The 12436-nt window shown below is 60.1% G+C and carries 10 protein-coding genes and 2 pseudogenes; 7 read left to right on the forward strand and 5 right to left on the reverse strand.

The annotated features are described in order from the left end of the window. The first annotated feature begins 86 nt into the window (after positions 1–86). Entirely contained in the window at positions 87–1502 is a 1416-nt protein-coding gene (locus tag JQC81_RS07470; RefSeq protein WP_312887488.1) for an aminotransferase-like domain-containing protein, read from the forward strand. Between the two features lie 158 nt (positions 1503–1660). On the opposite strand, the pseudogene JQC81_RS07475 reads toward JQC81_RS07470, so the two are convergent. The 3 genes and pseudogenes from JQC81_RS07475 to JQC81_RS07490 all read right to left on the reverse strand — a co-directional run. Then, positions 1661–1841: pseudogene (locus JQC81_RS07475) on the reverse strand (IS5/IS1182 family transposase); the annotation flags it as partial. Between the two features lie 432 nt (positions 1842–2273). Then, on the reverse strand, positions 2274–2954 hold the full coding sequence (locus JQC81_RS07485; protein ID WP_203271188.1) for a GntR family transcriptional regulator: 681 nt from the start codon (positions 2952–2954) through the stop codon (positions 2274–2276). An 11-nt stretch (positions 2955–2965) separates the two neighbouring features. Next, the gene (locus tag JQC81_RS07490) at positions 2966–3859 is read right to left on the reverse strand and encodes a dihydrodipicolinate synthase family protein (RefSeq protein ID WP_312887489.1); all 894 of its coding nucleotides are present in this window, start codon (positions 3857–3859) and stop codon (positions 2966–2968) included. Between the two features lie 174 nt (positions 3860–4033). Here JQC81_RS07490 and JQC81_RS07495 point away from each other — a divergent pair, with 174 nt between their 5' ends. The 6 genes and pseudogenes from JQC81_RS07495 to JQC81_RS07515 all read left to right on the forward strand — a co-directional run bounded on the left by JQC81_RS07495 (position 4034) and on the right by JQC81_RS07515 (position 9843). Then, positions 4034–5035 (forward strand): sialic acid TRAP transporter substrate-binding protein SiaP, encoded by a 1002-nt coding sequence (locus tag JQC81_RS07495; protein ID WP_203271190.1) that lies wholly within the window; start codon positions 4034–4036, stop codon positions 5033–5035. Between the two features lie 147 nt (positions 5036–5182). Next, positions 5183–5686, forward strand: coding sequence for a TRAP transporter small permease (locus tag JQC81_RS07500; RefSeq protein ID WP_203271191.1), 504 nt, complete (start codon positions 5183–5185; stop codon positions 5684–5686). Continuing rightward, positions 5683–6978, forward strand: a complete 1296-nt coding sequence (locus JQC81_RS07505; protein WP_203271192.1) for a TRAP transporter large permease — start codon at positions 5683–5685, stop codon at positions 6976–6978. Before JQC81_RS07500 ends, JQC81_RS07505 begins: the two co-directional genes overlap by 4 nt. 39 nt (positions 6979–7017) lie before the next feature. Beyond that, the gene (locus tag JQC81_RS07510; protein ID WP_203271193.1) at positions 7018–7995 is read left to right on the forward strand and encodes an aldo/keto reductase; all 978 of its coding nucleotides are present in this window, start codon (positions 7018–7020) and stop codon (positions 7993–7995) included. A gap of 88 nt (positions 7996–8083) precedes the next feature. After that, a pseudogene (locus JQC81_RS34285) lies at positions 8084–8293 on the forward strand (amidohydrolase family protein); the annotation flags it as partial. Positions 8294–8622: 329 nt separating this feature from the next. Further along, the gene (locus JQC81_RS07515; RefSeq protein WP_203271194.1) at positions 8623–9843 is read left to right on the forward strand and encodes a multidrug effflux MFS transporter; all 1221 of its coding nucleotides are present in this window, start codon (positions 8623–8625) and stop codon (positions 9841–9843) included. A gap of 101 nt (positions 9844–9944) precedes the next feature. On the opposite strand, the gene JQC81_RS07520 is transcribed toward JQC81_RS07515, so the two are convergent. Both JQC81_RS07520 and JQC81_RS07525 read right to left on the reverse strand, forming a co-directional pair. Further along, positions 9945–10706, reverse strand: coding sequence for an SDR family NAD(P)-dependent oxidoreductase (locus tag JQC81_RS07520; RefSeq protein ID WP_203271195.1), 762 nt, complete (start codon positions 10704–10706; stop codon positions 9945–9947). Between the two features lie 74 nt (positions 10707–10780). Beyond that, entirely contained in the window at positions 10781–12415 is a 1635-nt protein-coding gene (locus JQC81_RS07525) for an acyl-CoA synthetase (protein WP_203271196.1), read from the reverse strand. Positions 12416–12436: the final 21 nt, after the last annotated feature.

Here is a 12436-nt window from a genome sequence, read left to right on the forward strand (position 1 = left end):
GCGCCATCACAGCGGGGACGGCATGGCTTTTCCAGGGACGGTGCAGTACAGTTGAGCTGAACTGTCATGGAACGACGGGCGGTACAGTGGACGATCTCACCTTCACCAACCGGGACGGCACGCTTGTCGAGCACGTCATGGCGGCGATCCGCCACCGGATCGCCAGCCGCGCACTACTGCCTGGCGGCAAGCTCCCGTCCATCCGGGCGCTCGCCCAGACCATGCAGGTGTCGAAATCAACCGTGGTGGAGGCCTATGATCGGCTTGCCGCCGAGGGCGTCATCCGTTCCCGGCCTGGCTCCGGCTTCTACAGCGCGGCCACCCTTGCGCCCCTGTCTCTGGCCGAGCTCGCGCCGCGCCTCGACCGGGCGGTCGATCCGTTCTGGGTCTCGCGGCAATCCCTGGAGGCGCGACGGGAGGTGCTGAAACCCGGCTGCGGCTGGCTCCCGGATTCCTGGATGCCTGAGAACGAGATCCGCCGCGCCCTGCGCGGTTTGGCGCGTACTAAGGACGCGACGGGCCTCACCGATTACGGCACGCCGCTGGGGCTTGCTCCCTTGCGCGGCTTCCTCTCGCGGCGCCTCGCAGAGCAGGGTGTTGAGGCCGCGCCCGACCGGATCCTGCTCACGGATTCCGGCACGCAGGCCATCGACCTCGTGTGCCGGCTGCTGGTCCAGCCCGGCGACACGGTGCTTGTGGACGACCCCTGCTACTTCAACTTCCTGGCTCTGCTGCGCGCGCATCAGGTCACGGTGATCGGCGTGCCGATCACTCCGACCGGCCCTGACCTCGGTGCCTTCGCGCAGGCGCTCATCGCACACACACCGCGCCTCTACATTACCAACTCCGGGCTGCACAATCCGACCGGCGCCACCCTCTCCACCGTGACCGCGCACCGCCTCCTGAAGCTCGCCGAGCAGCACGGCCTCACGGTCGTCGAGGACGACATCTTTGCCGATTTCGAGCACGAGCCTGCGCCACGCCTCGCCGCGCTCGACGGCTTTGAGCGGGTGGTGCGCATCGGCAGCTTTTCGAAAACCCTTTCGGCCTCGTTCCGCTGCGGCTACATCGCAGCGAGGCCCGACTGGATCGATAAGCTCACTGACTTAAGGATCGCCACCAATTTTTCCAGCAACCGCCTCGCGGAAGAGCTGGTGCTTGGCGTTCTCGGCAGCAGCGGATACCGCAAGCATCTCGACAGCTTGCGCACGCGGCTTGCGAAGACCATGGCGTTCGTCCTCCCGCGCCTAGAGAGGCTCGGCATCACGCCCTGGATCGTGCCGAAAGCCGGCATGCTCCTCTGGTGCCGCCTGCCCGACGATCTCGATGCCGCCGTAGTCGCGCGCCACGCGCTGAACGAGGACGTGGTGCTCGCCCCCGGCAACGTGTTCAGCCCGGCGCAATCAGCCAAGAGCTCCATGCGCTTCAACGTGGCCCAATGCGCCGACGAGCGGGTGTTCACCATGCTGGAGCGGGCGATGCGGTTGGCGACGCAGTCTTGAAACACTCATCGTCATGGCCGTCCCCGGACTTGATCCGAGGATCAGTCGTGGCCATCCACGTCTTTGTCCTTTGCTCGACCTCATCCTGAGAACTTGTTTTATAGAGCGAGTGATGTGGTGCGCCGTGTGAGGAGATTGATGCTGGCGATGAGGAGCTAGGCTAAGGTGCACTCGACCACCCAGCGCTGCCGCAGGAGCTGAAAAGCCCTTCACGCCAACGGGCCGCTGCACGATCTTGATGGTCCACGGTCCGAGATCGGCCAGTGCGCCGAGCAACTCGCGGCCATGGATCCACTTGGCCGCAGATTGGTGGTGCGGGGCCAGCCGCGGGGCGATGCGGGCGGCGGGGTTGGGACAATCAGCGCCCACTCTGTTGCTGCCAGGTTGCTTGCATAACGCAGCCCTTCGCGAGCATGCTGGGCGCGTGTGGTTTTGGTCCATACCATGATGGGATCTCCTTCGCCGGTCGCAACAGCGACGGAAACACACCCGATCAGGATCGCCCAATCTCTATACGAGCCAGCCTCTCAGGAGCCGCATATGAGGCTTTCGGGTTTTGCCATACAATGTCCCTTAGAACTTTGTGCCGGTCATCTGGAAGGGAGTGAGCGCACTTTCCACGCTGCCTCCTCGTTAGCACAGTCGCCAAACACCGTTCCTGGCTGGCTTCCTATTCAGGAATTTGCACAGTGGCTTCAAGGATCCCATCCGCGGTTGTCTTTGCTTGCTGAAGAACTTCGTGCGCAGTCCGGCCCGCTCCGACGTCAATGATCACCGCAGACCGAGGGCTCGGCTCCGTGCGCTGTTGATATGTTCATCAATGGCCGCAACAGCCTGGATGGGGTCGCGGGTTTCAATAGCCTTGATGATGGCGAGGTGCTCCCGCATAACAGGCATGACGAGGGTGTCGGACAGAAGAGTCTGCTCCTGTCGGATGAGCCGCACCTTAATCGAGTTCACCCGATAGGCATCGGCAATGATCGCGTTGCCGAGAGACGCGATTATCGTCCAATGCAGATCCCAGTCGACCGCCTGAGCCCGGACGACGAGATCGGGCGTTATGCCTCCTTCTTGAATTGATGCTTCGGCAACTACACTCTCATGATCCTGCCGTAAGCGCACGAGAGTTGCATCACTCGCCTCGACCGTGAAGATCGCTACAGCCTCCCGCTCCATAAAGAGCCGGAATTGGAATGCATCCCGGATCAGATTCAGGTCCACATGGGCAACCTGCATGCCCCGCTGCGGCACCGTCTTGATGAGACCTTCCGATTCGAGTCGGGGTATCAGTTCGCGGATGGCGGCGAGCGACAGCCCGGTCAACTCGACGAGCTCGCGCTGGGAAACGAACTGGCCCGGGCGGATGTCGCGGGCGAGGAGATGATGGGTGAAGCGGTCATAGGCCTTCTCGCGGAGGTTGGGCCCATCCCGGCCTGCAATGACTTCGTCCATACTGCTCCCCGCTAAACAGCCTTGTCCATGAAGAGATCGTCGTAGAAGGCACCGAGCTGCCCGACATCCATTGCCGGCAATCGAACGAGCGGAGCCCGCACGTTCAGCCACGCCTCGTCACCCGTCCGACGGGTCAGGAGAGCTTTCACCGCGGGCACGACTGGGTATTTCAGCACTTCGTCCACAAGTCGGTTGATCCGCTGATCGTCTTGTCCATCGATCGCGAGAGGGCGAAGGACCCCCGGGCAGATATTCGCTAGGCCCGAAATGGCGCCTTGGCCGCCGCGGCGCACGCCTTCGGCTAGATAGCGCTCATCCCCAATCAGAATCGCGAGATCGCTATGCTCGGCGAGAAGCCGCCGGGTGTACTCCCAATCCCCGGATGAATCCTTCACACCTGTGATGATGCCCGGGAATTCACGCTTGAGACGTTCGATGAGTTCGACCGAGAGCGAAACCTGGGTGACTGAGGGAAGATTGTAGAGAATGACGTTGCGGGCAGCGGATCCAAGCTTCTGCAGCACTGAGGCGAACCAAGAGAAGACGCCGTCGTCGCTGACACCTTTGAAGTAGAAGGGAGGTGTCAGCAGAAGCCCTCGGCAACTGAACTCCGCAGCCATTCGTCCCTGCGCCACGGCTTCATAGATCGATGAAGCGGCAATACAGTAGACCACACCCTCGCCCCTTATTCCGGCAGCAGCGAGTGCTCCAAGAACCTGTTCGCGACCAGATGTTCCAACCGACGCTCCTTCTCCAGTCGTGCCGAACACTGTAACGCTCGTGCAACCGTTAGCAAGGCACCAGCGAGCGTGATCAGCCAGCCTCGAGAGGTCGAGGGCTCCGGTTGCAAAAAAGGGAGTCGTCATCGCAGCTGAAAGGCCAAACCGGTCGGCAGGTAGGGTCACGTGAGAGTCCTCGGGTTCTGCTCCACGCTGGTGAAAGCCTAGAAGCACTGATCATAGGTCTGACATGTTAGTTGCATTTCACATATTTACAAGTCCGTGACGTCAGGTGCAGTATGTTGGTCAAGAGCAGCATCAATAATGCTCTATCAGTTGCTCATCGTCGGGAGGACACCAATGCTCGTTTCGCTTTCACGGCGTCTGTTCATGGGGACAGTCGCGGCCGCTGCCATCGCAGGTCTGACGCCGGCTTTTGCCGCGGATCCGATCAAACTCCGCATTTCGACCCCCGCTGTGGAAGCGGACTGGCATGCCAAGATGCTGCCCGTCTTTAAGGAGGAGCTGGAGAAGGCGGCTCCCGGCCAATTCGATGTCGAGATCCATCTGAACGGAACTCTTTTCAAGCAGGGCACCGAGCCCGCGGCCATGCAGCGTGGCAACCTCGAGATGGCGATGATCTCCGCTTTCGACATCGCCAAGCAGATTCCGGAATGGTCGATCTTCACGGCTGGATACCTGCTCCGGGATCCTGAGCACCAGACGAAGGTCTTCGAGAGCGACATCGGCAAGGAGATGTATGGCCTCGTTGAGGACAAGATGAAAATCAAGATCCTCAGCGTGGGATATCTTGGTACCCGTCAGCTCAACCTGAGGACCGAAAAGGAAATCAAGACGCCGGCCGATCTCTCCGGTGTGAAGCTCCGCATGCCTGGGTCCGATACCTGGCTCTTTCTTGGGAAGGCGCTCGGGGCCAATCCGCTGCCGGTTGCGTTCGGCGAAATCTACACAGCGCTGCAGACCGGCGCCATCGACGGCCAGGACAACCCTCTTCCGACCGTTCGGGCCGCCAAGTTCTATGAGGTCACGAAGCAGGTCGCTCTCACGGACCACTTGGTTGACGCGATCTTCCTTTCACTAGCCGGCTCCACCTGGAGCAAACTCGACGACAAGCAGAAGGCTGCGGTCATGAACGCTGCCAAGGCCGCTGTGCGGTTCAACAACGAGAACCGGATCAAGGAAGAGGCGCAGCTGGCAGACTTCTTCAAATCGCAGGGGCTGAAGGTATACAAACCCGACGTGGAAGCTTTCCGTCAGCAGGTGCAGAAGGCCTATCTCGAATCCGACCTGTCGAAGTCATGGCCGAAGGGCATGGTGGATCGTGTGAACGCGATCAAGTAAGCGGATCGCCCAACATCGAGCGGATGCTCCGGACAGGTCGTCGGTCCCGGAGCATCCGCTCGGATGTCCTAGTCTATGCTTTGAGCGCTGTCTTGGATGCTGCCACCTTGTCACCGCTTCTTCGTGGTGCTCAACCCGTGAGCTTCGATGCAATCTGTTCGTGCCCGTCTCCGATTCCTCGCCGAACTAGTCTCCGTGCTCCTGTTCGTCGCCATGTTTGTCGCGTTTCTGCTGCAGGTGTTCACCCGTTACGTACTTAACGATCCGGTTGCGTGGACGCAGGAATTCGTGCTGATCACATATATCTGGATCATCTTCTGGTGCGGAGCGTTCCTGCTGCGAGAGCGGGAGCACATCACCTTCGACATGGTCTTCATGTCCCTGCCTCCCAAACGAAGGCGCTGGCTCGCGGTTGCGCTCACGATCCTAATCGGTGCTGCATTCGTTGCAGCCATTCCGGGAACATTCGATTACGTTTCCTTCATGAAGATCGAGAAGAGCCCAGTCATCGGGATCCGCTTTGATTTCCTGTACTCCATCTTCGTCATCTTCATCGTTGCGGTTGTCGTCGGTGCCATGATCCGCGTCTGGCGCCTTCTCAGGCATTCTTGGGAAGATGAACTGAAGCACGAAGGGGAGGTCGAGCCATGAGCACAATCTTCATTCTCACCCTCGTGGCCTTCTTCGGCCTTGCCGTTTTGGGAATGCCGGTCGCATTTGCGATGTTTATTGCCTCCATCGGCTATTTGATCGTGACAGGCCGCGATGTGGGACTGTTCGGAGAGCAAATCCTGAATGGCCTCTACGATTCCTTTGTTCTGCTCGCGGTGCCGTTGTTCATTCTCGCCGCCAACATCATGAATGCGAGTGGTGTATCTGACCGGCTCTTCATGTTCTGTCAGGCTCTTGTCGGCCGTTTTCGGGGCGGCTTGGCTCAGGTCGACATTCTGGTCAGCATTATCTTTTCAGGCATGTCGGGATCGGCCATTGCGGATGCGGCTGGACCGGGCAAGCTCGTCACCCAGATGATGATCAAGCAGGGGCGCATACCGCCGGGGTTCGCGGTATCGGTGGCGGCATCTTCGGCGACCATCGGGCCTATCATCCCTCCGTCGATCCCGATGGTTATCTATGCGGTAGTCTCGGACACGTCGGTTGGCTACCTTTTTCTTGCCGGCATCATTCCCGGTCTTATCATGGGGCTGTCACAAATGGCCCTGGTAGGCTTCGTAGCACGCAAGCGAAACTTTCCGCGCGGAGAGGGCATTCCGCTAAGCAAACTTCCGGCCACTACATATCGGGCCTTCCCGGCACTCCTTATGCCGGTCATCCTTCTCTACTGCATCTATGGCGGAGCGACTACACCGACGGAAGCCGCTGCCATTGCGGCGGCGTACGCGCTTATTCTCGCGGTCTTTTTCTACCGCGAACTCTCATGGAAAGAAGCATTCAGGGTTCTGGTCGATTCCAGCAAGGCAACCAGTGCAGTGGCGCTTCTCATCGCGGGTGCTCTGATTTTCAACTATATCGTTGCCTCAGAGCGTCTTCCTGAGCAGATCGGTCAACTCCTCAGGGGGCTTGAGGTCTCGCCGCTCGTCTTTCTCCTCTTGGTCAATCTGCTCTTCCTTCTGCTTGGGTGTCTCTTCGATGCCACGACCATGCTTCTCGTTCTCGTGCCGCTGTTTCTGCCGGCAGCGCGTGCGCTCGGCATTGACATGGTGCATTTCGGAGTCGTGATCGTCGTGAACATCATGATCGGGATGATAACGCCTCCTTATGGCGTGCTACTTTTCGTCATGAGCGGTCTGACCGGAATTGCCCTGCGCGACATCATCCGCGAGATCTGGGCCTTCATTGGAATTCTGATTGCGGCTCTCCTGCTGATGATCTTCCTGCCGGATGTCGTGCTCTGGTTGCCGCGCTACTTTGGATACAATGGATAGCCCCAGCTGGCGCTTTTCCTCAACGAACGGAACGATGGTATGCCTGCCGAACCGATCCCGACAACCCTGCTGGGCCGCACGAATCTTCACGTCTCGAAGGTCTGCTTCGGCACCTCGTCACTGGGGGATATGCTCGACACCTATGGCTACGGCGTCGACGAGGGAAGAGCCCGAGGCACGATCCGGGCTATCTTTTCCGGTCCGGTGAATTTTCTGGACACATCCCGTATCTACGGGTTCGGTCGCAGTGAAGAGCGGATCGGCGATGTCATCCGTGAACGTGGCAGGCTCCCTGAGGGTTTCGTCGTCTCGACCAAATTAGATCGCGATCCGGAAACGAACCGCTTCGATGCCGCTCAGGCAAGGCGGTCTCTGGAGGAGAGCCTAAAGGCGCTTGGCCTGGAGCGCATCGACATCCTGCATCTGCACGACCCGGAGCATGCGGATTCCCTGGAAGGTACTGTCGGGCCGAAGGGCGCGCTTCCGGAGCTTTTCCGGATGAAGGAGGAGGGACTGGTGCAGGCTGTCGGCTTGGCGGCAGGTTCCGTCGAGATCATGATGCCGCTCCTGCTGGAATGGGATTTCGATGTGCTGATAACTCATAACCGCTTCACCCTAACCAATCGCAATGCAGACGCGATGATCGACTTCGCGCGATCAAAAGGAATTGCCGTCTTGAACGCGGCGCCCTATGCCGGCGGTGTTCTTGCAAAGGGTTCGACTGCCTATCCGCGCTATGTCTACCAAGAAGCATCGGAAGAGACGCTGGATCCTGTCCGGAGGATCGAGGCTATGTGTGCCAGGCATGAAGTTCCGCCGGGCGCGGCCGCATTGCAGTTCTCGATGCGCGACGAACGGATCGCGTCCACCATCTGCGGGGTCAGCAAGCCTGAACGAGTCGAGCAGACCATCGAGTGGGCACGCTGGCCGATCCCGGAAGCGATGTGGGAGGAATTGGCATCTCTCCCGTTCTCGACAGACGATCCGGAAGCGAACCGTCAGTACGATGTGAGATAAACAATCGTAGTTCGGGCACTGCCTAAGGTGCCGAGCCCCGGTTCTGCCACTTAAAGTTGGGTGAGGCCGCTGTTCCGTTCGCTCTAAGCTCAATGGCCTAGGAGCTTCGATGCAGTTCGATGACTTACGCCCTTACGTCAATTATCTGCTCGAGATTATTGGGCCGCAGCGACTCCTCTGGGGGAGTGACTGGCAGGTCGTCAATCTTTTGGGTGGGTATGAGATGGTGGAGGGAGGTGACCCTAGATTTCCCCTCATCCCTCTCGGAGATAGACTAGGCTGCGGGGCTTGGCGGTAACGCAGCTCGGATCTATCTTTCCACTCTGGAGCAGCGTCTCGCGGACGGTGAGACAGGCCTCCCACCTCAACCTTCGCCGGCGAGCAGGAGCGTGGATCAGAGCCCTGTGATCCCTCCCGTTTCGCCCGATCATCGGATTTGACGCGGGATTAGGGCGGCACGCTGCCATCTGCGCGGCGCCCATTCATGATTGCAATGTGTGCAGGTCAGTCTTGCGCCGGTCGAAGAGACCAAGCAATGTCACGATCTTATAGGTGTCCTATCTTGTGCAAAACAGGTACCCGACTGCCAATTTGACCACGGGCACCGCCGGAAGCGATCTTGAAGATATGAATCATCACAACGCCGCAGTGGCCGGGCCTGCCGTGAAGCCTGGCCTTATTGCGCTGCTCATCGCTGTCTCGGCCGTGAGCCCGCTGGGCATCAATATGTACCTGCCCTCGATGCCCGGAATGGCGAGGGCGCTTGGTGTCGATTTCACCACCATCCAGCTGACCCTGTCGCTCTATCTCGGCGCAATGGCGTTGGGTCAGCTGATCATCGGCCCGCTGTCCGATCGTTTTGGGCGCCGGCCCGTGCTTCTGATTGGCCTCCTGACATTCGTGGCTGGCTCCATCCTGTGCCTGCTGGCTCAGAGCATCGGCGTCCTGATATTCGGCCGCATTGTGCAGGCCATCGGGGGCTGTGCCGGGATCGCGCTCAGCCGTGCCATCGTGCGCGATCTCTATGGGCGCAATCAGGTGGCCAGCATGATTGCCTATGTCACCATGGGCATGGCAGTCGCCCCCATGATTGCGCCGACCATCGGCGGACTGCTTGAGACATTTTTCGGATGGCGCGCTTCGTTCGCGTTTCTGATCGTGTTCGGTGGCCTCGCCCTCGTGTTTGCGTATTGGTGGCTGGGCGAAACAAACCACAACCGTGCCTCGGGGGAGGCTGTCCGCGAGCTTCTGCAGGGCTACGGGAGCCTTTTTCGCTCTCGTCTATTCTGGGGCTATACCCTGGTGACCAGCTTCGTGTCTGCCATGTTCTTCGCTTTCCTGGCGGGCGCCCCGTATGTGATGATCGAACTGCTGGGACGAAGCCCCGCAGAGTACGGGTTCTATTTTGCCATGGTGCCCTGCGGCTACATTCTGGGCAACTTCGTCACGGGTCGCATCGCGGGTACAATGGGACCAAACCGGATGATCTTGGCAGGCACGCTCCTGTCCCTGGTCAGCATCGCGGTCATGGCCGCTCTGATCGCTTCAGGCCTTCTGGCACCGATTGCTCTGTTCGGGCCGATGCTTTTCATCGGCGTGGCGAATGGGCTGGTCCTGCCAAGTGGCATTGCAGGTGCTGTGAGCGTCAGGCCGGATCTCGCAGGGGCCGCGTCGGGCCTGTCAGGAAGCTTTCAAATCGGGTTCGGCGCGCTAGTCGCTCCTGTTGTCGGCGCTGCACTCAGTTCGACAGTCTGGCCGCTGATATCCATCATGGCGATCTGCTCCTTGCTGGCGATTGCCTCGTTGACGCTTGTCGCAGGTCAGCGTCTGTCTGCTGCAGGCAGCTAGCTTGCGGCAGGCCGCCCATAGCGCGTCACCGGAAAAGTGGGGGGTGGGCAATAAGCCGAATTGACGTGACGCAGCCTGTCCACGATAGGGCGCGGCCGCATTCAATGGCCTAGAAGGCCTGCGGCTGTAAACCCGCCGTCGACGCAGATGGTCTGTCCCGTTACGAACCCTGCTTTCCCGTCGTCGAGGAGGAAGATCGCCATACTGGCGATGTCAGACGGTTCCCCATATCGGCGCTGAGGAACTCTTTGGATCCATTCGGCACGGATCTGATCGGTGTGGATCTCGCGCACGAGGGGCGTATCGACAGGCCCAGGCGCAATAGCGTTGACGCGTATTCCCGAGGTTGCGAGCTCCACGGCCATAACCTGCGTCATTGTAATCACCCCGCCTTTGGAGGCGCCATAGGCGACCCGTCCGACGTTCCCGCGAATTCCTGAAACGGAGGCAATGTTCACGATTGCACCTCTGCCGCGCTCGCGCATCCGTTTGGCGATCTCACGGGAGGTCACAAAGCTCCCGATGACATTGACCTCAAGGATCCTGCGGAACAGGTCGGCGCTTGTGTCGAGCGCGGGGACATCCTTCGCGATACCTGCGGCATTGACCAACCCATCGATCGGACCGACTTGCGTTTCACACCGCTCCACCGCATGCACCACAGCGGCTTCGTCTGCGATATCCAGCTGAAGGAAATGAACGTCAGGGCCGAAGCCTGCGAGCGCTTTACGGCTCTGGTCTAAGTTCCGCTCGTCGCGATCCGCAATGATGGCGCGCCAGCCTTGGCCGAGCACCCCTTCGGCAATGGCAAAGCCTATCCCGGAGGCGCCGCCTGTGACGAAGATCGTTTGCTGCATGGACATCGCGCTCTCCTGCTTCGTAGATGCTCCTGCTTGCCTGCTCACCAGCACACGTCATGGAAGTAGTCTTGAAACGTTCATCGTCGTTGAGCCGAAGATTCGGCAGGGTCGGCGGGCTGAAGGCAGCCTTGTGTCTCCAGTTCCTCACGAATGGTCTTCTTGGTGATCTTGCCATAGGCGGACTTCGGAAGGGCTTTCCAGAAGAAGACGCGCTTTGGAACCTTGTAGCGTGCGATCCTGCCGTCGAGCCAAGCGAGGAGCTCACTTTCGTCGAGCGTCTGATCCGGCCGTAGGGCGCACACGGCCACGCCGGCTTCGCCCCAGGTTCTGTCAGGGACCCCCAGCACCGCGACCTCGGCGATTGCGGGATGGGTGAGGATCTTCTCCTCAATCTCGCGCGGATAGATGTTGGAGCCGCCTGAGATGTACATGTCCGAGGCTCGCCCGGTGATGAAGAGGAAACCCTCCTCATCCACATGACCCAGATCGCCTGTTCTGAACCAGCCGTCCCGGAACGCCTTGGCGTTGGCTTCAGGGTTGTTGTAATAACCGGCGAAGACCGCCGGTCCGCAGACGCAGATTTCGCCTGTCACGCCTGCCGGAACCTCACGGCCCTGATCGTCCTGGATCGAGACCTGCATGCCCGTGCGCTCGTAGCCGCAGGTTCCCACCTTCACACCCGGGCCGTCCTCCGGATCGTGGAGCCAAGGAGGCAGCACGGTGATGTTGCCGGTGACCTCGCCGAGTCCGAAATACTGCACCAGCACCTTTCCGAGTTTTTTCAGGGCGTGCTTCTGGTCCTCCCGGTACATGGGAGCACCGGCATAGATCACGTAGCGCAGGGAGGAGTGATCGTGTTCATCGACCGAGGGGTGCTCCGTCAGCAGCTTCACGATGGTGGGCACCGTGAACATGCTCGTGATGCGCCACCTCTCCACCAAACTCCAGGCCTCATCGACATCGAAGCGTTCGCTCGACAGAAGCACCGTCTTGGCGGCTCGTGCGACTTGCACGAGTTGATGCACGCCGGCGCCGTGGGATAGCGGCGCGACCACCAGAGATGCATCGGCATTTGTGGTGCCGGGCATCAGGTCGCTCAGATGGTTGGTGATCACGAAGGCCATCTGGCCATGGGTCAGAACGGCGGCCTTAGGACGTCCAGTCGTCCCTGAGGTGAAGAAGAACCAGCACGGATCGTCGTACTCCACAGCAGCTTCCGAAACCGAATGCCCCCTATGTAGCTCAACAAGATCGTCGTAGTTTTCGCCGAAGGCAGAGCGGCCGATAGAGATCATAAACCGGACACTCGGCGCCGTTTCAAGGATGGTCTCGGCATGTTCGGGGAAGTCGCCGTGACAGATCATGGCCGAAGCGCCGCTCGCCTGTGCCAGGTAGGCCACCTCGTCCGGGGTCTGCCGGAAGTTCGTCGGTACCCAGACTGCGCCAAGCCGGAAGCAGGCGAACATCGACTCGAACATCTGGTTGCAGTTCTTCGACTGCACCAGTACGCGGTCACCCTTCCGAATACCCTTTGCGGCGAGTGCCGCCGCCATGGCATCGACACGTTGGTTGAGTTCAACCCAAGTCCAAGTGCGCTCCCCCCAGACGAAGCCGGTCCCCGCGCCATGCCGGCGTGCCGCCTGACGCAGGATGTGGGACAGGTTCATGACCCGCTTCGTTGCAGGTGTGATCAGGGGAGGGCTGCTGTTCATGAGGCTCGTTCCGAATGGACG

The sequence above is a fragment of the Microvirga arabica genome (assembly GCF_016811235.1).
In the GTDB taxonomy this organism is placed as follows: Bacteria; Pseudomonadota; Alphaproteobacteria; order Rhizobiales; family Beijerinckiaceae; genus Microvirga; species Microvirga arabica.

Bases quoted from the DNA above. Each gene is read 5' to 3' on its own strand.
- JQC81_RS07485 (WP_203271188.1), bottom strand. From the start codon at position 2,954: ATGGACGAAGTCATTGCAGGCCGGGATGGGCCCAACCTCCGCGAGAAG.
- JQC81_RS07495 (WP_203271190.1), top strand. From the start codon at position 4,034: ATGCTCGTTTCGCTTTCACGGCGTCTGTTCATGGGGACAGTCGCGGCC.
- JQC81_RS07500 (WP_203271191.1), top strand. From the start codon at position 5,183: ATGCAATCTGTTCGTGCCCGTCTCCGATTCCTCGCCGAACTAGTCTCC.
- JQC81_RS07505 (WP_203271192.1), top strand. From the start codon at position 5,683: ATGAGCACAATCTTCATTCTCACCCTCGTGGCCTTCTTCGGCCTTGCC.
- JQC81_RS07510 (WP_203271193.1), top strand. From the start codon at position 7,018: ATGCCTGCCGAACCGATCCCGACAACCCTGCTGGGCCGCACGAATCTT.
- JQC81_RS07515 (WP_203271194.1), top strand. From the start codon at position 8,623: ATGAATCATCACAACGCCGCAGTGGCCGGGCCTGCCGTGAAGCCTGGC.
- JQC81_RS07520 (WP_203271195.1), bottom strand. From the start codon at position 10,706: ATGTCCATGCAGCAAACGATCTTCGTCACAGGCGGCGCCTCCGGGATA.
- JQC81_RS07525 (WP_203271196.1), bottom strand. From the start codon at position 12,415: ATGAACAGCAGCCCTCCCCTGATCACACCTGCAACGAAGCGGGTCATG.